This is a genomic window from Methylobacterium sp. D53M, assembly GCF_053345625.1.
Window position 1 is genome coordinate 162729 of record NZ_JBKFAL010000003.1, and the last position, 25557, is coordinate 188285.

Genomic DNA, 25557 nt, shown 5'->3' on the forward strand with positions numbered 1-25557 from the left:
GGATGCATGCGCGGGAGCTACAGGTCCAATTCCCGCAATGCACGGCCGACACGGATCGCATTTTCATCAACTACGGCCCGATCTGGACGTCGGCGGGCATGAGCGCTGGAATCGACCTGGCGCTCGCCCTGATTGAGGCGGATCTCGCGGCCGGCGTCTGGGCCGCCCTGCACCGGGTGATGCTGAAGCAGCGCCAGGATGCCGACGCGCTTGATCGGTCACGGCCCGCCATCGACAGTGCGAGCCTACCTGTGAAAAAAGGGGCTCCGCGACGGGGCCGAACCCGACGGATCGGGGCAAGCCAGGCACGAAACGCCACCTCGTCGTGGACGCCAACGGCACGCCGCTCGGCCTGACGCTTACCGGAGCAAACTGCCACGACAGCCGCATGCTGGCCGCCACGCTCGATGCGGTGCCGGGCGTACGCACAGGCCGGCGCGGTCGCCCGCGGCGCAGACCGGACAAGTTGCGCGCCGACAAGGGCTACGATCATCGCCGCTGTCGGGGTGAGTGCCAGGCGCGCAGCATCACACCTCGGATCGCGCGGCGCGGCATCGAGAGCAGCCAAAACTTGGGATGCTACCGCTGGATCGTGGAGCGCACCCTGGCGTGGCTGGCTCGCTTCCGTCGCCTCGCCATCCGCTACGAAGGTCGCGCCGACCCCACCTCGCCTTCACCACGCTCGCCTGCGCCCTGATCTGCAGAACTCAGGCCAAACGGTTTTGTCCCTAACTCTAAGAGCATGTCCTTCAGGTCTGGACGAAAGAGCCCGAACGCTTCAGGCTCGACCCGTCACATCACATCCCGGGACCATACACCTAGCACAGAAGCATCGCGAATCTGGGTCCGGAATCTGGGACATCAGGGAGGGCTATCTCAGCCTAATCACCGACACGCTCGATCCGGAGGTCTGTATCAGCGATCTGCGCTCGCGTCGTGACGATCTGACGAATCGCCTGCATAAGGTCTATCAGGGCGCGCCGCAGACCACCGGCAAGGCCTACTCTCAGGCACAAGATGCTTTGAAAAACAAGGAGGACCTAACTTTCTCAGAGAATGAGTTCGACTTACTCCCCCCCCACCCCCGCTTTGCGTCCTTCTGCGCGCAAGACGTCAGAGGTCAAATTCAATGTGGTCGAGAGCGTGAGTGGCGGCGAAGGACATTACAAGAGACAGTAGTGCGAGAAGCCCGAAAATGGCGTAAGGCATAAAATATATCTCAATATATCAAACAGATAAGCGCTATAATTGCATCAGCCTAGATCATTGGGTGCAAGATGACGAGCGGACCGACGCAGGGCGGCATTCACGCGATCCGAGGTTTTGATTACCAAGCGACAGTGATCCTTGATCGCCTGTTCGCGCACTTCGACGCGCATGGCGCTGGCGCGACGGTGAGACCGGAAGGTACTGACGATCTCGATCTCGCCTGGATTGCGACCGACGGCGTCCTGCATCGACGCTTCGAACAGATCAAAAAACCGCGCGAGGATCGGGACCTGAACCCAACCGGCCGCCCCTGGACCTTGGCGGCGGTTGCTGGCGACTTGCTCCCGGACGCCCTATTCCACCTTGAGGGAAACACGCATGAGCAAGTCTGGATCCTGGGTGACGAAGTCGAAGACGAGGTTGCCACCCTCGTCGCGGCTGGTCGGGCAGCGCCGACGCGCGTACCCGCCGCTTACTGGCGGGCGGTCCACCTGCTCGCGCGCGACGAGACCCTGAAGGCCACGGCTGCAGAAGCAGGGGTCCGGAGACGCCTTTTGCGTTGGTCGGTTCCCTCGGACCTTCCGCCTGACCCGGATGCGGCTCTCGCCCACCTAACGGCAGAGTTCAGCCGACTTATCGTGGCACTTGGGGGCGATCCAGCCATTGCCGAGGGACATTCGACCGCTGCCCACCGCGCTCATGCCCTTCTGCCGAACGTGCTTGCAAGGCTCCACTTCGAGTCGGTGTTCGGGTCCGAGGAGGAGGTTGCGCGCCGCGTTCAGGATCACCTGCAGCACCGCTACGGCCTTCAGCCGTCGGTCGTGGGGCCCACACTGTTCCGCAACCTCCGGGGCTTCATCAACGACATCGCCAAGCAGCCGGGCCGCTGGTTCGACCAGGAAGAGTTCGAATGGGAGTTGCGCTCAGTCTGGCCCACCATGATGCCGATCAGGGAGCCGCCGCTTCTCGACGAGGATCACATACCCAGAGCCGACCTCTCCGCCCGGTTCACGACCGGTTGGACAGGGCGGGCCGTAGAGGCGGTCGGGGTCTCAGGGGCAGGCAAGACCATGTTGGCCGCGGAAGTCTGCGAACGATCCCGTTTCATCGAGCCCGATCGCCTCGTCATCTACGCGGAGATCAGGCCCGACACCGCACTACGCGATGTCTTGGTCGGAGCCGCGTTCCATCTACGACGGTTCGGGATTGATCGGCCGTTCGCTACGGGCGTGGAGAGTATGACGGCGAGCGACGCGGTGATGGAGCAGCTAGCTGAGTCACTTTCCTCCATTCCGAGGAGTCTGCTACTCCTTGTCGACCTCGTCCAAGGCACATGTAGCGAGGCGTTCGCCCGCGACTTGGCGATCTTCGTTAGGTCATTGGTCCCGCCGGTGTGCCGGGTCGCGGTGCTCGGTCAGGAGAGTGCTTTCCGCCAACTCACGGCCGTCGACCGCGCGCGGCTTGGCGTGGGGGGCGTCGATGTGCGGGGCTTCAATGTCGACGAGTTCGTCACGCTCGCTCTCCGGCGCCATCCCGGACCGAATCATGCCCGCTTCCACGAGGTGTTCCGCAGGGTGACGGCCGGCCGGGCCGCCGGCCTCTACGCTAGACTGGCTCGGTCGCTTGCCGACGCACCCTCGCTGGAGGCTATGACGGATCTTTCACGGCGACCTGCCGACGAGATCCTCGAGCGTGCCGAGCAACTGCGCTTCGCTGGCATCAGCGACGGCGCTCGCCCGGCGGCGGAGAAACTCGTCTGCTTCGCGCTGCCTTTCGAGCGCGTTGAGGCCGAGGCGGTTTTCCCTAACGACAATGTCGGCGCGGCGATCCGTGAGTTGCTCGGCCTCGGACTTCTTCGCGAGACGGGTGACAACGGCTACGAGATGCACGAGATCGTGCGAGGCGGTCTTGAGAACCTGATCGCGCCGCGCACGCGCCGCGAAGCGCACGGCGCACTGGCGCATCACTACGCGAGGCAGGGCGACGTGGTCGCCGAGATCCTGCACCTCCAACGCTCCAGCCGTTCGGAGGAGGCGCGGGAACGCGCCCGTACCTCGTTTCTGCGCGGCGAGCGGTGGGCCGGCCTCGCCGGTTTCGTGACGGCCCACAAGCTGGTCACGCCGGGCGAGGTAATCCGCGTTATGGCGGCGCCGGACAGGGTCGAGGACGCTTACCTGTTCGGCGATATCCTCGCACGGCTGGACGAGCCGGTGGACTTTGAGGAGATCGCGACCGTCCTACGCAGCCAGACCCAGCGATACGTTTCTGACTTCAACTGGGCGTTGGCGCTTGTTGAAGCTTGCCTCTCCCGGGAACCTAACCGCCTGATCGAGCTGATCCGCTTCGGTCTCGGTGTTGCGATCGGGATTGATCGCGATCAACCCGGCCGGGCTGATCGTGATTTGACCGTCATCCTGATCGCGGCCCGTCGACACGGGCAGGTGTTCGGTCCGGAATTGCTCGCGATATTCGATGGGGCGGCGCCCGACAGTAGGCACCTCCTCATACCCTTCCTCCTCGCGGACGGCCGGCGTGACGCTCTCCGGCGCGCTTTGGCCTTCATGGCAGATAATGAGCCCGATGACCTCGACCGGCGCAGGACGCGATGGTCACACCGCGATCTCACCATCGTGGGCCGTGAGGCGGCGGCGGAGTTCCTCGCCGCTTTGCCGGACGTGAAGGGCCACGTCATGCTGGTGCATCGGTCTCCACTCTTTGGTCCGCTGGCCCCACTCGTCTGGCGCAATCGCCAGTCTCTCAGGCCGCACTGCATTGATTTCGCGCAAACTTCGGAGGTCGAGCCGGCGATTCAGGAGGCGGCCATCCGCGTCCTGGCCCTCCTTGGAGAGCCGCGCCTGTGTGCGCTATGTGAGGCGCTCGCGGAGCAGAAAGACAACCCGATCCACGGGTTCGCCGCCCTCGCGCCAAGCTTGGTGCCGACGTTGGTCGATCGCGTCCGCTATGAGGCGATCCTGCTCGACGAAGGAGAGAACCTCCAAGGTCGGATAGTCGCTCTCGCGGTCCTGGCTGCGGTTGGGGCCGACCTCGGCGCGTTGTACGAGCGCCTCAAGGCGTCCGGCGAGATTGAAGTCGGCCGCCCAGGCATCTGGAGTTTCCTCTTTCTGCAGATGGCGGCGCGGAGCCCGTTCGCCGCGGCTATCCCCTTGCTAGAAGCTGAGCTGTGGTCCGCCGAGACGGGCAAGACAAATTTATTCCTAAGCACCCTCACGAGTCTCGGCCGCCTGCCTGACTCGGCGGCGACCGCGATGTTGCTGAGGGCGTCCTCCCACCCTGACCGTTCGGTGCGGGTAACAGCTGCGTTGTTGTTGGCCAACAGGCGCGCGAGGACGGCCCTCGCGACTTTGAAGGAGCGACTCGCCGCCGAGACGGACCCGGCCATCGGCGTTTTTCTAGGCACCGCCATTGTGGCCTCAGGCGCCTCGTCGGTCGCCGACCTTACTGGCGCGTCATCCGAGTCAGTGCACTTCTTGTTGTGGCGGTGCGTGCTGGCCGCACGCACGCGCGACGCCTCCTTCGCACCTCAGCTCGTCCTGCTCGCCAACAATCCCAAAGCCAATTGGCAACTGCGCCGTGCCGCAATCAACGCGGCGGGGTTCCTGCCTTTCGAGGCTGCGCTCTCGCAGATGCTGCCCATCCTGCGCGAAGCCTCGCCGTTGACCATCGACAATCATCAAGGTCTTCACACACATTTGATGCTTTCATGGTTATTGCTGGAGGAGGGGGCGGGCCTGCTGCCGGCGTTCCTCGGCGGCGAGGCGCGCTTTGTAGCGCTCATGACGGGCATTCTCGAGGACGCGCAGGCCGACCTCATCGACCCGCGCGGCATAGCCCCTGGCACGGAGATATCTAAGTGGCTCTACCAAAGCCTCCTCGAACGCGGCTGGCCCGCAACCCCGGGCGTGCTCGACGACCTGATCAACGAGTTGCACGTCCCACTACTCCGCAGCGCTGTCCTGCGTGCCCTGAGATGCACCGGTCGGATCGACTTGATTGAGGGCGAGCTCGCGCGCGCGGACCACGTTTGGATAGCGACGAAGTGCCTGCTCGAGTGCCTGAGAGGCGCATCGGCCGGTACGGCCGCTCGGCTTGCGGTGATTGTGGCGGGCTCGCCGATAGCGGGCGAGCCACGGCTTACGTTCATCCTGGATAGAGCCCGTGAGGACGAAGTTACGGCCAAGCCTACCCCGATTACATCCGAGAGTGTCGAACCTGCTCCGCAGAGATCAACGTTCCGCTACGAGGAGGCCGTCTCGACACTGACCTGCGTCGAGCCGAATGCTGAGCTCAGCCGTCGCGCACCACTCGTCTTCGAGGAGATGACCTCCGCCCAGTTCGAGCACCTCGCGCGGTTGGCCGACCCAGCCAACGACCGCGAAGTCCCGGTCGAGCGTTACGTCCCACAGGTCACGCTCGGCGGCGAAAGTCACACCGTCGCACAATGGCAGCGAACCTACAGCAGCAGCTCAGAGACGGTGGGAGCTTGGATCCGCCCTGCCTTAGTTGCCGCAAACCACTGCGACATTCCTATCCGCTGGCACGAGAAACTCCTGTCCGGACCATACTTAGACGCGTACGCCGGGCGGCTGCTCGCCTGCCTCGCCGCGGCGGGAAACGCTAAAATCTTCTACCGGCTGCTTGACCGCGACGGCGATGCTCTGCTTCCCCACATCTGCTCATACTCCGGACGCCAGCAAATTGCCGTCTTCATCGACGACCGGCTCATCCCGTTCCTCAACGTGCATCTATCTTCCGGGACCGACGAAATCTTCGCAGGCCTCTGCGGGCTTGCGCGGGCCATCGTGTCTCCATCCATCGACGGGGTGCTGACCGCGCTGTTCCAGCGCTGGACGGGTACCGTCGCGCGCGGAGGAGAATCTGGCCCGAGACGGACCAGCATTGAACTCTGGCGTGCCTTCGACGATCTCGCAGGCCATCCCCGCTTCGATCTGATCGAGGATTGGCAGGGACTGTTGTCGCCGGTGCTGCAGGGGCCGCTGCGATGGTACGAGAAGCAGACGGTCTTGCGCGTGCTCGAACGCGACCAGCGTTCATACATCCAGATAGAGTCAATGCTGTTCAAAGCCGAGGATTGGGAACATTTCAACGAAAGCGAAGTCGAGCGTCTCGAAAGGGCTGCCGAAAGCCTTTTCGCTAGAGTCGCGGACTGAGCCTTGTTGAGAGGTGCAGCATCAAACGGTGTGACCTTTAGTTCGCAACCCGCAGGCGACGTTGCGAGCGGGAAATTATAGACTATTTGGACTGGAATTGTCGATATCACTGTCATCCCCAGGGGGGCGCATCTGTGTTGGCGGCAATGTCACGGTCCAGACGAACTACGCCGGAGCGTCCACCCAGGCCGGATCACCCCGCCGGGCGTACGAGTTTCAAGCGCCGCAGTTCATCCACGATCACCGGCCCGAGGCGCAGCGTGCCGATGTCCTCGATTCCCGCCAGCCACCTGCGCGCCGCATCAGGCGTGAGCTGGCTGTCGGGGAATTCCGGCTGGAGGGCCGCCGCAGCGATCCGGGACAGGCCGAGCTCCATGAACGACCAGCCGGACTTGGTCGGAATGCCCAACTCCAACGCCAACGGGAAATCGTAGACGTCGCCGATCAAACCTTCCTGCCCGGTCTCCCGGAGGACGATATTGAGGATGTCGATATACGCCTTGCCGAGCTGGACGAAGCGGAAGCGAACCTGGTCCTCGATGAGGTCGAATTCCCGGCGGACGACGTCGTCGATGACGATTTCGCCGGGATCTCTGACCCGGCTGCCAGGGTTCCGCTCGCGCTCGATCCTGTTCTTTTCGCGCCTCTTGTCGTCGTAACGCTTCTGGCGTTCGACCGCCTTCGCCAGCATGACGGGATACGGCACGCCGCTCATCCACCGAAGAGCAATACCCGAGACGAGGCCTGCGAAGCCGGCCTTACCGCGGTTCACCTCGCGGTGGATCCGAGTGAAGATCTTACCGTACCTATCGTAGGCTCCCTTATCGAGCGGGCTGATGGGCATCAGCTTGAGCGTCTCCTTCTCTGCGACTTTCTTCAGCATGTTGTCGTAGAGCCGACGCAGCCCGAACGGATCGACGGTCCAGTTCGTCGACAGCAGCGTCGCCGGGAGACCGATCTTCTCGTGCGCGGCGAGGCTCGCTTCGGTTAGGCGGTTTCGCAGCCCCTCGTCCAAGCTGCCGAGGGTCCGGTCGACGTACCCGCGGACCTCGTCTCCGGCGGCCTTAGATATCAGCAGTCCGGCGGCTGCCCTGACCCGCCCAGCGTCCTCGTCTTGCGGCGACTCGGTCGGCATGGCACCGCCCAAGGCACCGAGTAGGCGATCGGGAAGCTCGGATGCAGTGCGCAGGAACGCCGACTGGACCTCGTAGCCGACGAAGGCATCGAGGGGTTTGTCCGGCCAATCCTCGTAGTCGACGAGGAACACGTTGCCGACGATCTCCGAGGACATGCGCCCAGCGCGCCCGGCGAAGTTCCACAGCGCAGCGGGAGCGAGCGGCTTCTTCGTGCCCCTCGTGGGCGTGTCGATGAAGACGTTCCTTGCCGGGAGGTTGATGCCCTCGAACAGCGTCGTCGTGCAGACGAGGAACTTCACGTGGCCGTCGCGGAAGGCGCCCTCCAGGGTCTCGCGAAGGAGTGTCGGCATCTTGCCGTAGTGGAACGCCACGCCCTTCCGGATCATCCCAGCGAGCGTATAGTCGGGATGGATGTGCTTCCTCACGAAATCGGAGATCGTGACCAGGGCGGGGTCGCCGCCGTCCTCGAGGTCGTGGGTCAGTTGCCGCGCGACCTTCTCCGCGTCCGTTGGGCCGGTCGCGTAGACGAGGGATCCCCCTGTCGAGCCGAGCTCGAGGGCTGCGGCCGCCAATCGGCTATCCTGCACGTCAAAACCCCGCCCGCTCCGGTAGATGCCGAGCCGCCGCGGACCGTCCGGCGTCAGCAGGTCCAATTCGAGCGCGTTGCTGACTTCCGCCTTCTTCAACTGGATCCTGTTCTGGAGGACGGAAGGAAGCTCGGAACGCGCCACGGTGAGGTCAGGCGCGCCGATCGAGGCGCCGACCGCCTCGAAGCCGCGGGCACCCGGAGCGAGGAGCACGAGGCGGGTGGTCACGCTTCGGCTGACCGCCTGCTCGACGCTATCCTGAAGGATCATCCCCCGGGAGCCGTCTGAGAGATTCTGGGCCTCGTCGACGACGACGAGGTCGAATGTCACGGCCGAGGCGGCGAGCAGCACCTGGAGGCGTTCCTGTGTCAGTACGAAGACTTGGCGGTCTGGGCCGGAGGGGTCCTGCGTCGGCACGGTGGTGATCCTAACGTCGGCCGCCTCGCCGAGGCGCCTCTGGATCTTCGCGCTCACCTCCGACAGAAGCGCCCTCGTAGGAGCAACGTAGACGGCGCGGAAGGACGCCGCCCGCTCGACCTGCCGGCACAGGTGCTCGATGACGAGGAACGACTTGCCCGCCGACGTCGGCGCCGAGATGGCGATCGCCCGCGCGTCGGGCAGCTCGTCCCAGACGTCCTTCTGGAAGTCGGTCAGGGGGATCCACTGGTCGCCGACCCTGACGGTGTTCAGCTCGCGCGAAAGCGTCCGGCGGAGTGCGTCGAGGAACGAGGCCCCGGTCTCGGCACCCTCGCGCCTGACGCAGTCAAGCGCGGGGAAGTTGCCAAGGTCCGTCAGGATGCGGCGGCCGCGCTGGTACGCTCCCTCGTCGCCCCCCGCGACGATGAGCGAGTTCAGGGCGATGGACTGGGCCATGCGCCTGTAGGCGAGATCGTCCGTCTGCACGAAGACGCCTGCGCAGTAGAGGAGCTTGTGCAGGTCCTCGTCGGAGGGCAGCTCCGTCACCGTCTCGATCTCGGCGTCAATAGAGCGGGCGGCGCCCAGGCTCTCCAGGCGCCGCAAGATGTCCGAGAACGCCGCGTGGCCCGCGATGCGGTCCGAGAGATCCTGGGCAAAGCTCATGCCGGGTCGCCTTCCGCGTCCTCGTCGTCGTCCATCTCGAGGTCGTCGCCGTCCAGCGGCAACTCCCGTTCAGCCACGCCCATCGCCGCGTAGAACGCCTTCCGCAACTCGCGCACGTCGGGCACCGCCACGAGGAGGATGATCGCCTTCGCGGGGTCTGCACCATGCCTCAGCAACTGCTTCCTCGCGGCAAGCCGCAGCTTGCCGTGGTCGGCGGCGTAACGTTCCGCGAAGTCGCGCTCGTGGATGTCGGGGGGCTGGTCGTCGCGTATGCGCAGGCGCTTGCCGAAATGCCGCGGTGCCGAATGGCAGATGATCCCGACGAACCGTTCCTTGCGCCGGAGTTCGGGGTGGCCGATTACGTCGAAATGATCGAGAGCGCGCTGTCTTGCCTCGCCCTCGAGCGCATCTAGGTTCCCGAGATCAGCGACGATCTCGTACTCGCGGAGGTACTGGCGGCGATCGCCCAGGAACTCGGCGGCCGACGCTGCGTAGGACGCCACGCCCCGCCGGCCCTCGCTCGCCAGCTTCGACTCCAGGAAGTAGACGGTCAGCGCGCCGTTCTCGAAGACCGCGTGGATGCCGTCGAGCCCATGGACGGGCATGTTGGCCGCCGTTTTCAAGGACATCTTGCTCGCCACCTGCGCGGCCCCGAGGTGCTCTTGCACCAGGCAGTAGGCCAGCACTTCGCCCAGTTCGCTCGCGCGCTCGGGATTGCGCGCGTTGAAGTCGATGAAGATTTCCCTGACGGACCGGTAGCATCGCGCGACCGCCGCCATGTCCGCCGCGATCTCGCGGCGGAACTTCTCCTGCCTGCGCCGGGGGAGTGCGTAGTACATGCACTCCGTCCAGAGGAGGTAGGCAAGGTCTTCTACCCTCGGCGTGTCCTCGCCGAACCGGACGTGCAGCAGACCCGTCCGGGGGCCTTCCCACGCCTCGTCATGGACCGCCCGAACGCAGCAGTTCACCAAGCCATCGATTTTCGAAGGATTCAGCAGGGTCGCGAGCGCGCGAGCGAGGGCGTCCACCTCCGCGTCGGAGCCGTCGCGATCCGATCCGTCGTCCGTCATCCTAATTCGAGGCACGGTCATCAGCGCTCGGGTTCCCCGGGCGGCGTGGCGGGTATGATTGTGGTTCGGTCGACTGCATCGATCCAGCTTGTGCGGGAACGGCCGACTAGAGCCGATGGTCGGCCCAACCGCAACCTGTGGAAGAACGGCTTGTTCGTTGCATACAAGAATTCATCGGGTGTTCGCGGGCGGCGACGATTCCTACATACTTCCCGGCGCACTCGATAAGCGACGAGAGAATGATCGACCAAGGGGTAGTTGCCAACGCCCCTGGCCTGACTCCCCCTTGAGGGCAATGACCTATGCGCCAGCCGGACGCGACTGCTCACGCCTGCGACCAGGAGCGCCCGCTGCCTCCCAGCAGAACTTGATTCAATGCTGGGAATTCATGCGGCAACTAGTACCAGGATGAATGACCGGCGGGTTTTTGGATTGAGCCGAACCTAGCTGAACGGCGAGGATGAGCGCGAAGCAAAAAATTCAGTTCCGGGTAGCGAGTTTATATCCGCTTCTGGCGGATCTCGTTGAAAAACTCAGAGGCAGTGCCATGAGCATAGCCCAAGACAGGACGCTGGAGAGTTATTGTCTCTATCCTGTCGTGCGACGTCGCGATAGCGACACCTTCTGTATGATGCGGGAGTAGAAATTTCTACGGCAAGCGCGGCTTTCGGTGCCGCTTCGGCCCGGCCCGAGTTTTTCAACAAAATCGGCGCCTTGTGGACCTTCGGCATGCTTCAGGGCGACCTGAGTGAGCGAGAGGGCGCTGCCTTATAGCCGCTTGTGGATGGCGAGAGGGGGCCCTTGGCAATGAGCGCGGGATCGTATCCACTGCGTGTGCACACGAAGCTAAGGCGCCTGCAATTGCAATAACTTAGCTGATGCCTTTTGTTGATGTCATGCTAGGTGAGAATCCTGGCGCCCCAGCCAAATTTCCCAAGGAAAACAGGACCTTCGGGGCCGGGACTGAGCGGGCCCGCCGGAACGCGCGGTGTCGCCCCGCGGCACGAGAATCCGCACGGTCCCGAGCGGGCCGCGCGGGCCGCGCGGGCCGTCCGGCGCCGGCGCTCCGCACCGTGAGGCCGAGACGACCGCTGTGGAGAGCGAGACCGCGACGGCTGAGCCCTTCACGATCCCGACAGGCCACCACGTCGACGTGGCCCAGGCCATCGAAATGCGCTCTCAGGCGAGGAGCCTCCGCGCCGACGCTGCGCCGCACGTGGCCGAGAGCGCGATCAACATGAGTTTCCCGAGGACGACATGAGCGACGTGCCCGATCCGAAGCGGAAGACGATCGCCGACAGCGTGCTGGTTCGTCTCAGCACGTTCGCGCTGGGCATCGGCCTGTACGACGGCATCGCCCGGAGCATTGTCGAGAAGGCGGTTGCCGACATGCCGGAGGCCACCGTCGAGCAGATCGCGGCGGCGGCGCGGATGATGATGCTGTTCGTGTCGGGCTGAGAGCGGTACATGGCCGGGACAGCGACCCTGCTGGCGTATCCGGTGAAGGGATGACTGCGTGATCCTGCCTCCCCTCCGCCGGACCGCGGCCGACGCGCGGACGGTGGCCACCGTCGCCCACGACGGCCAAGTCGACAAGGCCGGCAGGCCGTATATCGAGCATCTTGCGCGCGTGGCTGCCGGCGTGCTCGGGCTGTCGGAAGGGTGCCCGTTCTGGTCCGACCTGGAGCGGGACGAGGCGCTGCAGGCCGCGTGGCTGCACGATGTGGTCGAGGACACCCGCTACGGGTTCGGGGACTTGGCCAAGGAGGGCTTCAGCGACAACGTGCTGACCTCGGTCGCCATGCTCACGAAGCCCGGAGGTCGCGTCACCTACGCGGCCTGGATCAACAACATCGCGAAAGTGGGCACCCTCCGGGCGACCCTCGTCAAGCTCGCCGACCTCGAGGACAATTCGGATCCCGGGCGTCTGGCGCTCCTGCCCGCGGAGACCCGCGAGCGGCTTCATCTCAAGTACGAGCCGGCCAAGGCTATCCTGCGCGCGGCGGCGGCGGCGAAGGGCTGGCTCGGTTCACCGACGACGGTCGAAGGCAGCGGGCCGCGTTAGCCCCGCGCCTTGCCCATGCGGCGAAGCTTCGCGCGACCGGCGCCGTCCCGCTGTCACGGCCGCGGCATGCGCGGCGACCCGCGCCGCGACAGCGAAGCCGCCGTCGACGGCCTGATGGATCAACCGCTCGGCCATCTCGGTCAGGACGATGTCGGGCTTCACGCGATCGACCAGCCCGTCAACGATCGAGGTCGGCCAGACGAGGTCGACTGGACGACGTGCACCTCCCGGAATGTCTCGGCGAACAGGATCGTCAGCATGAACGGCGCCCGGTGGCCGAAGCTGTCCCCGAAGAGCAGCGGCCGCCCGCGACCAAGGCCTGGACAATCGAGGGAAGGTCAAATCATCCTCTTCCCAGATCGTGGACGTGCGCCAGCGCACGCGATTTACAATGCTCGCGGTTCGCGCGCGGATGAAGAGCCGATCATGTGAACGTTAATACAAGGGGCCTCGATCTCTGGGGGCATCGTGTGAGCCGCACGTATCCGAACACTCGCAAAGGGCGAGCTTTGCTGTTCAGCCGTCAAGCTGAGCCGACCATTCGGACGTCGGATCTAGTGGGAGCCACGGCCGGGGTCGCACTCCTGGGCGGCCTGTGCTTGCTGCTCGTGGCCCTGCTCACGAGCGAGGCCCAGGGGTTCACGGATCTCACGTCGATCCTCACGGACAGCTAGAGCAAAACCCGACCCTGTTGCGGCCGGACGCGCGCCCGCTTCCGGGCCGCGTGACGGACTCGCGCATCCCGGTCAGGCTGCCGCACGTCGCGCGGGCGGCACCGCTCCCGCGGCGCGGGTCCCAACGAGACGCCCGGTTCCGGCAGCGGCGAGGCTGCGGGTTCCAGGTCCCGGCCGTTCGTCCCGCCCCGACCCGCCTCGGCCCTCGACCGCGCGCCGGATTCCTGCACGATGGGCGATCGGGACGCGCGGACGAGGGCAGCGCCCGCTGCCCTGGCGCGGGACAGCACTCCGGAAGACCATCGCGGCTCGGCGGGAGGCGGTTTCGCGGCGCCCGAGGGGCACGCGGCGATCGCCGACGGCGGTTCGCACAGGCGTTCGGTCGGAAGAGCGTTGAATCGCGGCCGCCATTCGGAAAGGCTCGCTCCGCCCGATCCGCATCGCCCCCCGGAGGTGAAGACCCTGTGCCGCACGCGACCGAACTGATCGCCATCATCGCCCTCGGGCTGACCCTCGCCTTCATCTGCGGGATGGTCGCGCAGCGCCTCAGGCTGCCGCCGCTGGTCGGGTACCTGGTCGCGGGCGTCCTCGTCGGCCCCTACACGCCGGGCTTCGTGGGCGACAGCAACCTCACGGGCCAGCTCGCCGAGATCGGCGTCATCCTGCTGATGTTCGGGGTCGGGCTGCACTTCTCGTTCAAGGACCTGATGGCCGTGCGCGCGATCGCCCTGCCCGGAGCGGTGGTGCAGATCGCGGCGGCGACCGCCATGGGGATCGGCCTCGCCTTCGCCTGGGGCTGGACCCTCGGGCAGGGCCTGGTCTTCGGCCTCGCCCTCTCCGTCGCGAGCACGGTGGTCCTGCTCCGCGCGCTGGAGGAGCGCGGCCTCCTCGACACGGACAACGGCCGCATCGCGGTGGGCTGGCTCATCGTCGAGGATCTGGCGATGGTGCTGACCCTCGTGGTCCTGCCCGCCCTCGCGCCCTCGCTCGGGGGCGAGGCCCGGGGCCTCGGGCACGGCACGGCCCACGCCCTCACGGACCTCGTCGCCCAGCTCGTCGGACCGGAGTACGCGCAGAGCCTCGCGCTCACCGTCGTTCTGACGCTCGCCAAGGTCGCGGTCTTCGCGGGGCTGATGCTGGTGGGCGGACGCCGCTTCGTGCCCTGGCTGCTCGACCAGGCGGCGCGCACCGGCTCGCGGGAGCTGTTCACCCTCGCGGTCCTGGCCCTGGCCCTGGGCATCGCCTTCGGCTCGGCGGAGCTGTTCGGGGTCTCCTTCGCCCTCGGGGCCTTCTTCGCCGGGATGGTGCTCGCCGAGTCCGATCTCAGCCATCAGGCGGCCGCCGATTCGCTGCCGCTGCAGGACGCCTTCGCGGTCCTGTTCTTCGTGTCGGTCGGGATGCTGTTCGATCCGGGGATCCTCCTGCGCGCGCCGCTCTCGGTCCTGGCGGTGCTCGGCGTCATCATGGTCGGCAAGTCCCTCGCGGCCGTCGCCATCGTGCTGGCCTTCCGGCACCCGCTCGGCACGGCCCTGACGATCGCCGCGAGCCTCGCCCAGATCGGCGAGTTCTCCTTCATCTTGGTATCGCTCGGCCTGTCGCTGAAGCTGCTGCCCGAGGAAGGGCGCAACCTGATCCTGGGCGGAGCCCTGCTGTCGATCACGCTGAACCCGCTCTTCTTCGCCCTGGCGGCGCGGATCGAGCAGGTCTTCGCCGACCGGCCGGACCTTGCCGCCCGCTTCGCGCGCAAAGGCGCGGCCGACGTCGCCATCTCGGGCGGGGAGCCGCCGCGACGGGACCACGTCGTGATCATCGGCTTCGGGCGCGTCGGCAGCAGCATCGGCGCGACGCTGGAGACCTGGGACCTGCCCTACGTGGTGGTGGAGCGCGACCGGCGCCGCGTGCTGGCCCTGCGCGCGGCCGGCACGCAGGCCGTGTTCGGCGACGCGACCGCGCCCGGCATCCTCGAGGCGGCCGGTATCGGCACCGCGCGCCTGCTCGTCGTCGCCACGCCCGACGCGCATCAGGCCCGTCGCCTCGTCGAGGCCGCGCGCGCCGCCAACCCGGGGATCGACACCGTGGTCCGCACGCACAGCGAGGCGGAACGTCGGCATCTCGAGGAGGACGGCGTCGGCCTCGTGCTGATGGGCGAGCGGGAGCTGGCCCTCGGCATGTCCTTCTACGCGCTGCGCAGTCTCGGCGTGCGCGAAGGCGAGGCGCGCGTCTTCATCGACACGGCGCGCGCGGAGAGCCGGAGCGACGCGGAGGTCACCGTCGGGCCGGTGAAGGGGACCCCCGAGCTGCGCCATCAGCACGACCGCGACGGGGCGGACCTGTCGTGACGCGGGACCGCGGGGGCGGCCCGGTCGTGGCCGCTCCCACACGCGGCCGCGGCGGATGTTGGCGGCCGGGGGGCCGCCGTCAGAGGTAGCTCAGGACCGGCGATGTCGAGGCCCGCTTCAGGCGCACCATGGCGCGGCACGCCAGCCAGAGGGGAACGCTCACGGCGGCCGCGACGAGCCAGAGCGCGAGCGGCGAGCCGGCCTCCACCCGTCCCGACGCCCCGGCGAGGCCCAGCGCCACCGCGCCGTCGTAGAGGACGCGCAGCAGCGCGAGGTGGAGCAGGTAGAAGAACAGCGGCGCGCCGCCGAAGACGCGCAGGCCGCCGAGGAGCCGCTGCGGCATCACCTCGAACAGCGCCAGCAGGCCGAGACCGAGGCCGAGGGTCAGCAGCAGGAAGTCGGCCGAGGGCGGGTACTTGGTCAGGTTGACGAAGGACAGCACCGTGGCGAGCGGCGTGGCCCCCGCCTGCCACGGCACCGGCTCGCCGTAGCCGTTGAGCCCGCGCAGGACGAGGAAGCCGACCAGGGCGGCCGCCCCCAGCCCGAGGAGCCCCGCGCGTCGGCGCGCGGCGTCGACACCGCCGGCGAAGAGCGGCCCCAGGGCGTAGCCGGCCGCGATCACGCCGATCCAGGGCAGGAGCGGGTACGAGGTCCGCGCCAGCCCGCCCCAGGGCAGCGCGATCATCCCGCGCTGGTGCAGGATCGACCAGAGCACGTAGCCGGGCTCGTCCGCCCGGATTGCGACCCCGTCCAGCAGGTTGTGGCCGAGCATGAGCGCCAGGGCCCCGGCTACGAGGGCGGCCCGCGGCAGCCAGAGCAGGCCGGCCAGCGCCACCATGCAGAGACCGATCACCCAGATCACCTGCAGGTACAGGATCGGCGGCCGGACGCTGCCGGCCCAGGCGACGTTGACGAGCGTCACTTCCAGCAGGATCAGGAGCAGACCGCGCTTGAGCAGGAAGGCGGCGGTCGCCCGCGCGCCGTGCCTCTGCCCGTAGAGGCACGCCGAGAGGCCGGTGAGCAGGACGAAGACCGGCGCGCAGAGATGCGAGGCCGCCCGCGTCAGGACCAGGTCGGGCGGCGTCGCGGCGAGGTCCATCGGGTCGCGGACCTGCGCGTGAAGGTAGAAGAACTCCCGCACGTGGTCGACGAGCATCAGCAGCATCACCAGCCCGCGCAGGGCGTCGATGGAGCCGACGCGCCGCGATGCCGCCGGACCGCCGGGCGCGGCGGCGGGCGCCCAGGACGATGCGACCATCAGGAGCGCGCCGCCGTGCCGAGGGTGCCCCGCGGGGGAGCGCCGATGTCGGCTCGGACGCCGCCGGCGATCGCGCGGAATGCCGGCGTCCATCGAGCGGCGCCGTCCTGGCGGCGGCTCGCTCGGGCACCGGCCTGCGCGCGGAGGGCCTGCGGATCGGTGATCAGGACGTTCTCCTGCGCGAGGGGCCGTGGCACGTCGGTCGCGCCGCGGCGGGTGAGGGGGTCGAGCGCGATTTCGGTCTCGTACCCGAACCCGGCCTCGGGGCGAAGGGCCGGCTGGCCCCGTCGATGCCGGTGTCGGACCGGAAGGAAGCCGCCTCGCCGTGTCGGGGGCACGGCCTGGGCTCGTCCGGGGCACGGCCAGCCGGCCCGGATCACGGCACCGGCCGCTCGCGGGCGTACCGGACCGGCGGCCGGCCGACGTGCCGGGCGAAGGCGACGCTGAACGTGCTCGCCGAGCTGTAGCCCACCCGCGCGGCCACCTCGGCCATCCCGACCGCCTCGCGGCTCAGCAGATCCTTCGCCAGCGCCATCCGCCACGCCAGCAGGTACTCCATCGGGGCGACCCCGACGGCGCGGCGGAATCGCTCGAAGAACGTGGACCGGGAGAGGCCCGCCTCGCGCGCGAGCGCGGCCACCGTCCAGCTCGCCGTCGGCCGGTCGTGCATCCGCCGCAGCGCGGCGGCGAGCCGGTCGTCGGCGAGCCCGCGCAGCAGTCCCGAGGGCGCCGCCGGCCCGGCGGTGGCGCGCAGCGCCTCGATCAGCACGACCTCCAGCAGGCGTGACAGGACCACGTCGCGGCCCGGCCGGTCGGCGCGGGTCTCCTCGTTCACGAGGCCGAGCAGGGTGGTCAGCCGGGCGGCGCCGCGCACATGGACATACCGGGGCAGCAGCGAGACGAGCAGATCTGCGTCACTCGACGCGAAGGCGCAGTGGCCCACGAGCATCCGGACATTCGGCGGCCCCTCGGCGTCGCCGAGCCGGAACACGCCGGGGCTCACCGCGACGGGAGGCTGCGCTGCGCGCCGCGGGGGCGGCGGCTCGAGGCTGGTGGTGATGAACGCGTAGGCCGCGGGGATGAGGACGAAGTCGCCCGCTCCGAGCACGATCCCGGCCTCGCCGTCGATCGCGAGGCGGCACCCGCCCTCGAGCACGGCGGCGTAGAACGGAAGCCCGGAATCCGTGCGCCGCACCGCCCAGTGACCGAAGCCGGTGACGAGCTTGGACAGCGGGGCGCTCGGCCGGAGGAGGCCGACCACCTGGGTGAGCGGATCGGGCATTCTCGGACGCTCGCCAATGCGAAACGGACTTGCGCACGTATCAGGTCCGGCCCGCGCTCCCTATCACCCCGTTGCCGCTTCTGCACGGGAGTTCCCATGAACACGATCCTGATCACCGGCTGCTCGTCCGGCTTCGGCCTGGAGACGGCCCGCACCTTCCTCGAACGGGGCTGGCGCGTGGTCGCCACGATGCGCGGGCCGCGGAGCGACCTGCTGGCGCCCTCCGATCGTCTGAGCATCCTGCCGCTCGACGTGACCGACCACGACAGCATCGACCGCGCGGTCGCGGCGGCCGGACCGGTCGACGCGCTGGTCAACAACGCCGGCGTCGGGCTCCTGAACGCGCTGGAGGGCGTCTCGATGGACGCCGCGCGGGAGGTGTTCGAGACCAACACCCTCGGCAGCATCGCGATGACCCGGGCCGTGGTGCCGCAGTTCCGGGCGCGCCGCGCGGGCGTCGTCGTCAACGTGACGTCGAGCGTGACGCAGCGCCCGCTGCACCTGCTGTCCGTCTACACGGCGAGCAAGGCGGCGGTGAACGCCTTCACCGAGTCCCTGGCGCTGGAGCTCGAACCGTTCGGAATCCGCGCCCGGCTGGTCATTCCCGGACGGGCCCCGGAGACCGCGTTCGGCGCCAACGCGCGCGCCCGCATGGGCATGGACATCCCCGAAGCCTACGCGGCGGTGGCCGCGAAGGTCTTCGCCGGCATCCAGCAGGCGGACGGGGACCTGACCCGGTCCTCGGACGTGGCGGAGGCGGTGTGGCGCGCGGTGACCGACCCGTCGTGCCCCATGCGTCTGCCGGCCGGCGCCGACGCGGTGGCGTGGGCCAAGGCGGGCTGAGGGCGAGTCGAGAGCTGGCTGAGGGCGGCGGCGAACCGCGCAGGCCCCAGGCCGGAGATCCGGGATCCCGACGCGGGAGCCCGGATTCAGGACGGATCGGCGCGCGCGCCGGCCTTCCGGCGCGGGCCCAGGGCCCGATGCAGGATGCGGCCGAGCTGCTCGGCCGAGTACGGCTTGTGCAGCAGCGTGAAGTCGTGGGTGTCCGACTGCGCGAGCACGTGGCTGTAGCCCGAGGTCAGCACTACGGGCACCTGCGGCGCGCGCCTCCGGAGCTCCTGCGCGAGCGCGACGCCGCCCATGCCGGGCATCACCACGTCCGAGAAGACCAGGTCGTATCGGTTCCCCACTCGGCCGAGCTCCTCCAGCGCCTCCTCGGCGTTGGCCGCCCAGGTCGGCCGGTAGCCCAGATCCTCCAGGATCTGCGTCGCGAACTGCCCGACGCCGACATTGTCCTCCACGACCAGGACGCGCTGCCCGCTCCCGAGCGGCGCGAGATCCGCATCCGGCAGGCGGTCGCCGGCCGGCCGGTCCTCGGACGCCACCTGCGGCAGGTAGAGAGTGAACGCGGTGCCCGCACCGAGGGTGCTGCGCACGTCGACGTCGCCGCCCGACTGCTTGGCGAAACCGAAGACCTGGGACAGGCCGAGGCCGGTCCCCTTGCCCACCTCCTTGGTGGTGAAGAACGGCTCGAAGATCCGCCCGATCCGCTCGGGCGGGATGCCCGTGCCGGTGTCGATCAGCGACACGGCCGCGAAGGGCTTCCGGGACCCGGCATGGCCGCGGATGGCCGGGAGGGCCGCGCCGCAGGTCACGCGCAGGGTCAGCGTGCCTTCCCCGTCCATGGCGTCGCGGGCGTTGACCGCCATGTTGACGAGCGCGGTCTCGAACTGGCTCACATCCGCCCGGATCAGGCAGGTCGCCTCCGGCACCTCGGTCACGACCTGCACCCGCGCGCCCGTCAGGGTGTCGAGCATGTCGGCGATCGCCCGCACCCTCTGGCCGACCTCGAACACCTCGGGCTTGAGGGCCTGCCGGCGGGCGAAGGCCAGCAGCTGGCCGGTGAGCTTCGCGGCCCGCTCCACGGTCTCTGAGACCGCGTCGAGGTAGCGGCGCTTGCGGATCTCCGGCAGGTCGGGCCGCCGCAGGAAGTCGACGGACGAGCGGATGATGGTCAGCAGGTTGTTGAAGTCGTGCGCGACGCCGCCGGTGAGCTGGCCGACCGCCTCCAGCTTCTGGGACTGGCGCAGCGCCTCCTGCGCCTGGGCCAGCTCGGCCTGGCCGCGCAGCCGCTCGGTGACGTCCATGACGAACTGGTAGCAGCCCGTGCGCGCGCCCCGCGCGTCGCGCAGGGTGCGGAAGCTGATCTCGTAGGAGGGGCGCGCCCGCCCGGCATCGCCGAACGCCTCGACCAGGGTGATCTCCTCGCCGGCGAGCCCGCGCCCCCACCCCGCCCGCACCTGCGCCTGATGCTCGGGCTGGTCGGCCAGCAGGTCGAGCATGTTGTCGCCCACCTTCGGCCTCACGCCGTAGATGCGAGCGAACTCGTCCGCATTCGCCTTATTGATCGCCAGGATGTTGTAGTCGAGATCGGCCGCCATCACCATGATGTCGGTTCTCTCGACGATCGTGGCGAAGAGATTGCGCTCCGCAGTGCGCTCGGAGACCTGCAGCTCCAGGGTCTCGTTCAGGTGCTGGAGGCGGCGCTCGCTCTCGGCGAGCCGCGTCTCGGCCTCCTTGCGCCGGCTGAGATCGGCCGTGACGATCAGCAGGCTCTTGAGCCTGCCGTCCGCGTCGTCGAGGCGCCGGATGCTGCTGCTGGCCCAGATCGCGCTGCCGTCCGGGCGGAGATAGCGCTTGTCGAGGGTGACGTCGCGGTCGGTCTCGAGGGCCCGCGCCAGCGCGGCCGCGCTCGGCGCCCGGTCCGCGGGATCGGTCACGTCGGCGACGCCGAGCCGCAGCAGCGCCTCGGCCGGGCGCCCGAGGATCCGGCACAGCTCGGTGTTGACCCGCAGGAAGCGCCCCGCGGCATCCACCTCGGACAGGCCGACCGAGGCGCCGGCGAAGATTGCCGCCAGGTGCTCCTCGCTCTTGCGCAGGGCCGCCTCCGCGCGGGCGCGCTCGATCGCCGCCTTCACGCGCTCGCCGACGTCGCGGATCAGGTTCCCCTCGGCGGTGGTCCAGGCGCGCGGCACCGCGCTCTGCACCGCGAGCAGGCTCACCCACTCCGCGCCGCGGAACAGCACGACGTCGACGAAGGCCGCGACCTCGCGGGATCCGAGGCCGGCGCGCGCCGCCTCGCTGAAGCGGGGATCGGCCGCCACGTCCTCGACCGCGACCACCGTCCCGTCGCGGTAGGCGGCCAGCAGGTCGGGGCCGAACGCCGCCAGGGAATGCTCCCCGACGATCGAGCCGACGCCCCGGACGTATTCCCGCTCGACCTTCATCAGGCTGCCGGCGATCTCGGCGTAGAAGACGCGGCTCGCGCCGACGCGCTCGCCGAGGCGCCGCGAGGCCACCGCGACGATCTCCGCCGACGCGGTCAGCGGACGGAGCGTGTCGCTGAGATCGAGCAGGAAGGATTGCCGCTCCTCGTTGTCCCGGCGCGACGCCTCCGTCTCGCGCGGACGGCGGGCGGCGGCCGCCTGGCCGGCGATCGCCGTGCAGGTCCCGACGAGGCCGGTGACGCGCCCCGCCGTGTCCCGGACCGGCACCAGGGAGAGCGCGAAGCGCGCCGCGTCGGCACCGCCGTCGCCGTGGAGGAGAAGCTGACCCTCCGCAGTGTGGACTGGCCGGCCGGCATAGGCCCTGTCCACGAGGGGCGCGAGACCGGCCCCGACCCCGCCCCAGACCGCGAGACAGTCCCGGCCGAGGGCCGCGGGATGCCGGTCGCCGAGGATCTCCGCGTAGAGATCGTTGTACAGGAGCCGCCGCTCGGGGCCCCAGAGGATGAACGTCGGCCGGTTCGCGCCGAACATGACCCCGACGAGGGTCGTCAGCGATTCGGGCCAGGCGAACAGCGCGCCGAGGGGCGTGCTGTCCCAGTCGTGCGCGCGCAGGAGCACGGCCATCGCGCCGCCGTCGGCGAGGAAGGCCGGGTCGCGGATCGGGGCGTCAGATCTCCCGTGCATGGCGTCCTGACGCGGCTTCGACGGGCATCGGGGGTTCCTCGCGCGATGGGGTCTCGGCGAGACTCGACCCGGCCCGTTCGATCGTCGGGGCGGCATCGCGCATCTGGCCGCCCGGCATGCCAGACCGGTCCCACGTGACGCCGAGCTTGTCAAAGCCGGGATAGCGCCCGCGTGGCCGGATCGCAGGATCCTGATGCCGCCGGTGCCCTCAGGAGACGGCGGCCGGGCGACGCGCCGGGTCGGCGGAGGCGAGATGGCGCCGCAGCGTCAGCGCCAGGGCGTTCGAGCGCCACGGCCGCCGGACGATGTCGGCGACGGGAACCGCCGCGAGGAGTTCCGGCTGCACCGCGTCGGTCGACAACAGCGAGAGCACGATCGGCCGCCCGGAGATCCGCGCGGCGCGGTGCGCGAAGGCGAGGCCCGAGAGATCGGCGAGACGGTTGTCGACGATCAGCAGATCGAACCGCCCCGGCTCCCGCCGCAGGACGGCCAGGGCCGCCTCGGGATCCGCGTAGCCGACCGGCTCGTAGCCGAGCGCCGCCAGCGTCTCCTCGTCGTCCTGGACCGACCGGCGCGTGCGCCCGACCAGCATCACGGTCCCGCCGGCCGCCGCGCCGGCCGCGGCCTGCGGGATCACGGGCAGCCACACCGCGAAGGTGCTGCCGCTGCCCGGCGCGCTGCGCACGTCGAAGGCGCCGTCGTGCTCCTGGACGAACTCGAAGGCGGTGGCGAGCCCGAGGCCGGTCCCGGCCGGTCGGGTGGTGAAGAACGGCTCGAAGATCCGCGCGAGCGTGGCCTCGTCCATGCCGCGGCCGGTGTCGGACACGCGGATCCGGACGTAGGCGCCGGGCCGCAGGGTGCCGTGGGTCAGGGCGCTCGACCGCGGCAGGGCGACGTGGTCGAGTCGCACGTCGACGGCCGCGCCCGGCGCGGAGGCCTGGACGGCGTTGCGGATCAGGTTGTGGACGACCTGCTGCAGCTGTGCCGGCTCGCCGCCGACGCGGGCGCCCGCCGCGGTGCCCGAGAGCGCGATCGTGGCCGGTCCGGCCGTGGAGGCCCGGATCTGCGCCACGGTCTCGTGGACCACCGCGTCCGCCGCGCTGGTGCACTGCGCGGAGCGCGCGGGGCGGCCGAAATCGAGGATCTGGCCGGCGATCTCGCGCGCGCGGCCGCCGGCCTGGACCAGCAGCCCGATATGCTCGGCCGCCCGCCCCGGATGGGCCGGCAGGGCGTCCCCGGCGATCTCGGCGTGGCCCAGCATGACGTTGAGGACGTTGTTGATGTTGTGGGCGACCCCGCTGGCGAAGGTCCCGATGGCCTCGAGCCGCTGGGCGCGGCGCAGCGCCGCCTCGATCTCGCGGCGCTCGGCCCAGACGTGCTGTCGCTCCAGGGCGGCCGCGAAGCTGTCGGCGACGACCTGCAGCAGGCCGCGCGAGTGCCGCAGCCAGGGCGGCAGGCCGGAGGTGGTGCGCTCGAAGCAGAGCAGGCCGACGATCCGATCGCCCCGGCGCAGCCGCGCGCAGGCCCACGAGACGACGCCGCGCTCGGCCAGGGAGCGGCGCAGGGCCGGCGGCCCGGTCTCGTCCGCCACCTCGACGAAGATGAGGTCGCTGGCGGCGGCCGCGACGTCGTGAACGAGGGTCTGCTGCGCCGCCGGCCAGCCGCTCGGCGGCGCGAGGCCGGGCCGGTTCCAGAGATGCACCGCGCCGGTGCCGTCGAGCATGAGAACGTAGCCGTGATCCGTGTCGAGCCCTTCGCCCACCATGGCGAGGACGTCCACGATGCGCGTGTCGGTCTCGTCGGGCTGGATCGCCAGGAAGCGGTTGGCCGCCTGCGCCACGACGGTCTGGAAATCCACGGTCCGGCGCAGGATCCGGGTCCCGGCACGCATCAGCACCCCCACGCGGACCACGAGGGCGAGCAGCGCGAGGGCGACGGCGTAGAGCGCGAGGCGGAATCCGTCCGCCCGGGCCTGGCGCCGGTCGCGGAGGCTTCGCCGGGATTCTAGGAGCGCCTCGCGGGCCGCCTCGCTCGACGAGGCCGGCAGCGAGCGCGTGACCGCGTCGACGTGCGGCAGCAGTTCCAGGAGCTGGCGCCCGTGCAGGACGATGGCGTCGACGTCGCCGGCCCGGGCGGCCGCCCCGTCGGCGGCGTGCAACGTCTCGAGACGGGTGCGGATGTCGGCGAGGCGCGCGGGCGTCGAGTCGCGCACGAGTTCCGAGATGCGGATCTGGAGCGCGGCCACCGCGCGCGCGAGGCCGGGGGCGATGTCCGACTCGGACAGCCGGTCGCTGAGCGAGTCGAAATAGGCGATCGAGTTCTGCACCAGGGCGTTGCCGGTCTTGAACCGTTCGACCATCGCGGCCTCCCGCTCCACCGCTTCGGCCAGCGCCTGGACGTCGGGATCCCCGGCATTGCTCGCCTGCAGGTCGGCCGTGGCCTTCTGCATCTCGCGCAGGTGCGCGACGATCGGGTCGTAGTTGCGCAGCAGGCCGGTCCGGGCCCGCAGCACGTCGTGCTGCATGCGCGACTCGGCCAGCGCCAGGGCGTCGACGGTCCGCTGGGTCGCCAGGTAGGCGGCCTCCATCCCGCCGTTGCCGTTGATCAGCAGCCACGTCAGCAGCGCCGCGAGCAGCGCGCCGAGCGTGACGGCCTGCAGGGTCAGTCTCATAGCTGCGGCTTGCCGTCCTGAAAGGCCGCGCCGGGCGCTGGCGGCGCGGTCAGGGGCCGGCCCTCGTAGGTGCCGGTCAGGGTCCCGAGGAAGGCGACGATCCCATCGATCTGCGCGGGGGTGAGTTCCCGGCCGAGCTGCGCCCGCGCCATGAGCCGCACCGCCTCGGGGAGCGTGGCGATCCCGCCGTCGTCGAAGTAGGGCGCCGTGACGGCGACGTTGCGCAGGCTGGGCACCCGCAGCACCTCGGCCACCTTGTTGGGGATCGTGACGAAGATGCCGACCTTCTCGAACAGGTTGCCGCCGACATTGACGCCCTGGTGGCAGGACGCGCAGCCGATCCGGCGGAACAGGTCGTAGCCCGCCTGCTCCGCGCCGGTGATGGCGTGGGCGTCGCCGCGCAGCCAGCGGTCGAAGCGGCTGTCGGGTGTGAGGAGCGTGCGCTCGAAGCTGTTGATCGCGTCGATCACCGTCTCCCGGTCGACCGCGCGCCCGTAGGCGGCCTGGAACATCGGGGCGAGCACCGGGTCGCCGCGCACCGTGTCGAGGATCCGGGGCCAGGAACCGCCCAGGAACTCGGGCCTCGTCAGGGCGAGCTCGGCCTGCTCGCGCAGGCTCGGGATGTCGCCGGCCCAGCCCAGCCGGAAGCTGAGCGCCGCGTTGAAGGCCGTCGGCGTGTTGCGCGGAACCGGCGTGCCGTCGGCGGTCAGGTTCCGGGGCACCGCGCTCGCGCCGCTGGTGCGGATGTCGTGGCAGGTGATGCAGGCCCGGTCGCCCCCGCGCGACAGCCGCGTGTCGGTGAAGAGCAGGCGGCCGATCGCGGCCCGGGCCGGGTCCGCCTCCAGGGTGTCCGGCACCGGGGTGATCACCCCCAGCGCGTCCGCCGCCTCGGCGGAGAGCGCGGTGTCGGCCGGCCTGTCGTGGCCGGCTGGCCTCTCGTGGGCGGCCGCGGCGAGGAGCGCCGCGGCGCTGCCGAGGAGCGCCGCGACCGCGACGCGCCATCGGCCGGCCCGGAACCGGGTCACG

Annotated in this window: 14 protein-coding genes and 1 pseudogene; 8 read left to right on the forward strand and 7 right to left on the reverse strand. The window is 69.4% G+C overall.

Going from position 1 to position 25557, the window contains the following annotated elements; translation table 11 throughout:
• Window positions 1-146: 146 nt before the first annotated feature.
• The 3 genes and pseudogenes from ACLBYG_RS08255 to ACLBYG_RS08265 all read left to right on the forward strand — a co-directional run.
• Window positions 147-732 (forward strand): annotated as a pseudogene (locus tag ACLBYG_RS08255) (IS5 family transposase); the annotation flags it as partial.
• Window positions 733-812: 80 nt separating this feature from the next.
• On the forward strand, window positions 813-1211 hold the full coding sequence (locus tag ACLBYG_RS08260) for an SLATT domain-containing protein (protein WP_447681267.1): 399 nt from the start codon (window positions 813-815) through the stop codon (window positions 1209-1211).
• Window positions 1212-1277: 66 nt separating this feature from the next.
• Complete coding sequence (locus ACLBYG_RS08265; protein ID WP_447681170.1) at window positions 1278-6398, forward strand: hypothetical protein; 5121 nt, start codon at window positions 1278-1280, stop codon at window positions 6396-6398.
• Window positions 6399-6591: 193 nt separating this feature from the next.
• On the opposite strand, the gene ACLBYG_RS08270 is transcribed toward ACLBYG_RS08265, so the two are convergent.
• Both ACLBYG_RS08270 and ACLBYG_RS08275 read right to left on the reverse strand, forming a co-directional pair.
• Window positions 6592-9201, reverse strand: a complete 2610-nt coding sequence (locus ACLBYG_RS08270) for a DEAD/DEAH box helicase (RefSeq protein WP_447681171.1) — start codon at window positions 9199-9201, stop codon at window positions 6592-6594.
• Window positions 9198-10271: a HamA C-terminal domain-containing protein gene (locus ACLBYG_RS08275; protein WP_447681172.1), complete on the reverse strand. Its 1074-nt coding sequence runs from the start codon at window positions 10269-10271 to the stop codon at window positions 9198-9200. Before ACLBYG_RS08275 ends, ACLBYG_RS08270 begins: the two co-directional genes overlap by 4 nt.
• A 1257-nt stretch (window positions 10272-11528) precedes the next feature.
• Between ACLBYG_RS08275 and ACLBYG_RS08280 the strand changes: the two genes are divergently transcribed.
• The 4 genes from ACLBYG_RS08280 (at window position 11529) to ybaL (ending at window position 15349) form a co-directional block, all read left to right on the forward strand.
• Complete coding sequence (locus ACLBYG_RS08280) at window positions 11529-11729, forward strand: hypothetical protein (protein ID WP_056532440.1); 201 nt, start codon at window positions 11529-11531, stop codon at window positions 11727-11729.
• Window positions 11730-11787: 58 nt separating this feature from the next.
• Window positions 11788-12336, forward strand: a complete 549-nt coding sequence (locus ACLBYG_RS08285; RefSeq protein WP_020095358.1) for an HD domain-containing protein — start codon at window positions 11788-11790, stop codon at window positions 12334-12336.
• A 66-nt stretch (window positions 12337-12402) separates the two neighbouring features.
• Window positions 12403-12768 (forward strand): hypothetical protein, encoded by a 366-nt coding sequence (locus tag ACLBYG_RS08290; protein ID WP_447681173.1) that lies wholly within the window; start codon window positions 12403-12405, stop codon window positions 12766-12768.
• Window positions 12769-13474: 706 nt separating this feature from the next.
• Window positions 13475-15349, forward strand: a complete 1875-nt coding sequence (ybaL, locus tag ACLBYG_RS08295; RefSeq protein ID WP_056532444.1) for a YbaL family putative K(+) efflux transporter — start codon at window positions 13475-13477, stop codon at window positions 15347-15349.
• 79 nt (window positions 15350-15428) lie between these two features.
• On the opposite strand, the gene ACLBYG_RS08300 is transcribed toward ybaL, so the two are convergent.
• Both ACLBYG_RS08300 and ACLBYG_RS08305 read right to left on the reverse strand, forming a co-directional pair.
• On the reverse strand, window positions 15429-16607 hold the full coding sequence (locus tag ACLBYG_RS08300) for a DUF1624 domain-containing protein (protein ID WP_056532446.1): 1179 nt from the start codon (window positions 16605-16607) through the stop codon (window positions 15429-15431).
• Window positions 16608-16983: 376 nt separating this feature from the next.
• On the reverse strand, window positions 16984-17889 hold the full coding sequence (locus tag ACLBYG_RS08305; protein ID WP_447681174.1) for a cupin domain-containing protein: 906 nt from the start codon (window positions 17887-17889) through the stop codon (window positions 16984-16986).
• Between the two features lie 96 nt (window positions 17890-17985).
• On the opposite strand from ACLBYG_RS08305, the gene ACLBYG_RS08310 reads away from it, so the two are divergent.
• Window positions 17986-18732, forward strand: coding sequence for an SDR family oxidoreductase (locus tag ACLBYG_RS08310; RefSeq protein WP_447681175.1), 747 nt, complete (start codon window positions 17986-17988; stop codon window positions 18730-18732).
• 86 nt (window positions 18733-18818) lie between these two features.
• On the opposite strand, the gene ACLBYG_RS08315 is transcribed toward ACLBYG_RS08310, so the two are convergent.
• From ACLBYG_RS08315 to ACLBYG_RS08325, 3 genes are all read right to left on the reverse strand, one after another.
• Entirely contained in the window at window positions 18819-21860 is a 3042-nt protein-coding gene (locus ACLBYG_RS08315; protein WP_447681176.1) for a PAS domain-containing protein, read from the reverse strand.
• A gap of 208 nt (window positions 21861-22068) precedes the next feature.
• Window positions 22069-24531 carry a two-component system VirA-like sensor kinase gene (locus ACLBYG_RS08320; protein WP_447681177.1) on the reverse strand — a complete coding sequence of 821 codons (2463 nt, stop codon included), beginning with the start codon at window positions 24529-24531 and terminating at the stop codon, window positions 22069-22071.
• Window positions 24528-25556: a cytochrome-c peroxidase gene (locus tag ACLBYG_RS08325; protein ID WP_447681178.1), complete on the reverse strand. Its 1029-nt coding sequence runs from the start codon at window positions 25554-25556 to the stop codon at window positions 24528-24530. The genes ACLBYG_RS08320 and ACLBYG_RS08325 overlap by 4 nt, the downstream gene beginning before the upstream one ends.
• Between the last annotated feature and the right edge of the window lies 1 nt (window position 25557).

Excerpts from the sequence above, each read along its gene's own strand:
- ACLBYG_RS08265 (WP_447681170.1), top strand. The coding sequence starts at position 1,278 with ATGACGAGCGGACCGACGCAGGGCGGCATTCACGCGATCCGAGGTTTT.
- ACLBYG_RS08270 (WP_447681171.1), bottom strand. The coding sequence starts at position 9,201 with ATGAGCTTTGCCCAGGATCTCTCGGACCGCATCGCGGGCCACGCGGCG.
- ACLBYG_RS08275 (WP_447681172.1), bottom strand. The coding sequence starts at position 10,271 with ATGACGGACGACGGATCGGATCGCGACGGCTCCGACGCGGAGGTGGAC.
- ACLBYG_RS08280 (WP_056532440.1), top strand. The coding sequence starts at position 11,529 with ATGAGCGACGTGCCCGATCCGAAGCGGAAGACGATCGCCGACAGCGTG.
- ACLBYG_RS08290 (WP_447681173.1), top strand. The coding sequence starts at position 12,403 with ATGCGCGGCGACCCGCGCCGCGACAGCGAAGCCGCCGTCGACGGCCTG.
- ACLBYG_RS08300 (WP_056532446.1), bottom strand. The coding sequence starts at position 16,607 with ATGGTCGCATCGTCCTGGGCGCCCGCCGCCGCGCCCGGCGGTCCGGCG.
- ACLBYG_RS08305 (WP_447681174.1), bottom strand. The coding sequence starts at position 17,889 with ATGCCCGATCCGCTCACCCAGGTGGTCGGCCTCCTCCGGCCGAGCGCC.
- ACLBYG_RS08310 (WP_447681175.1), top strand. The coding sequence starts at position 17,986 with ATGAACACGATCCTGATCACCGGCTGCTCGTCCGGCTTCGGCCTGGAG.
- ACLBYG_RS08315 (WP_447681176.1), bottom strand. The coding sequence starts at position 21,860 with ATGCACGGGAGATCTGACGCCCCGATCCGCGACCCGGCCTTCCTCGCC.
- ACLBYG_RS08320 (WP_447681177.1), bottom strand. The coding sequence starts at position 24,531 with ATGAGACTGACCCTGCAGGCCGTCACGCTCGGCGCGCTGCTCGCGGCG.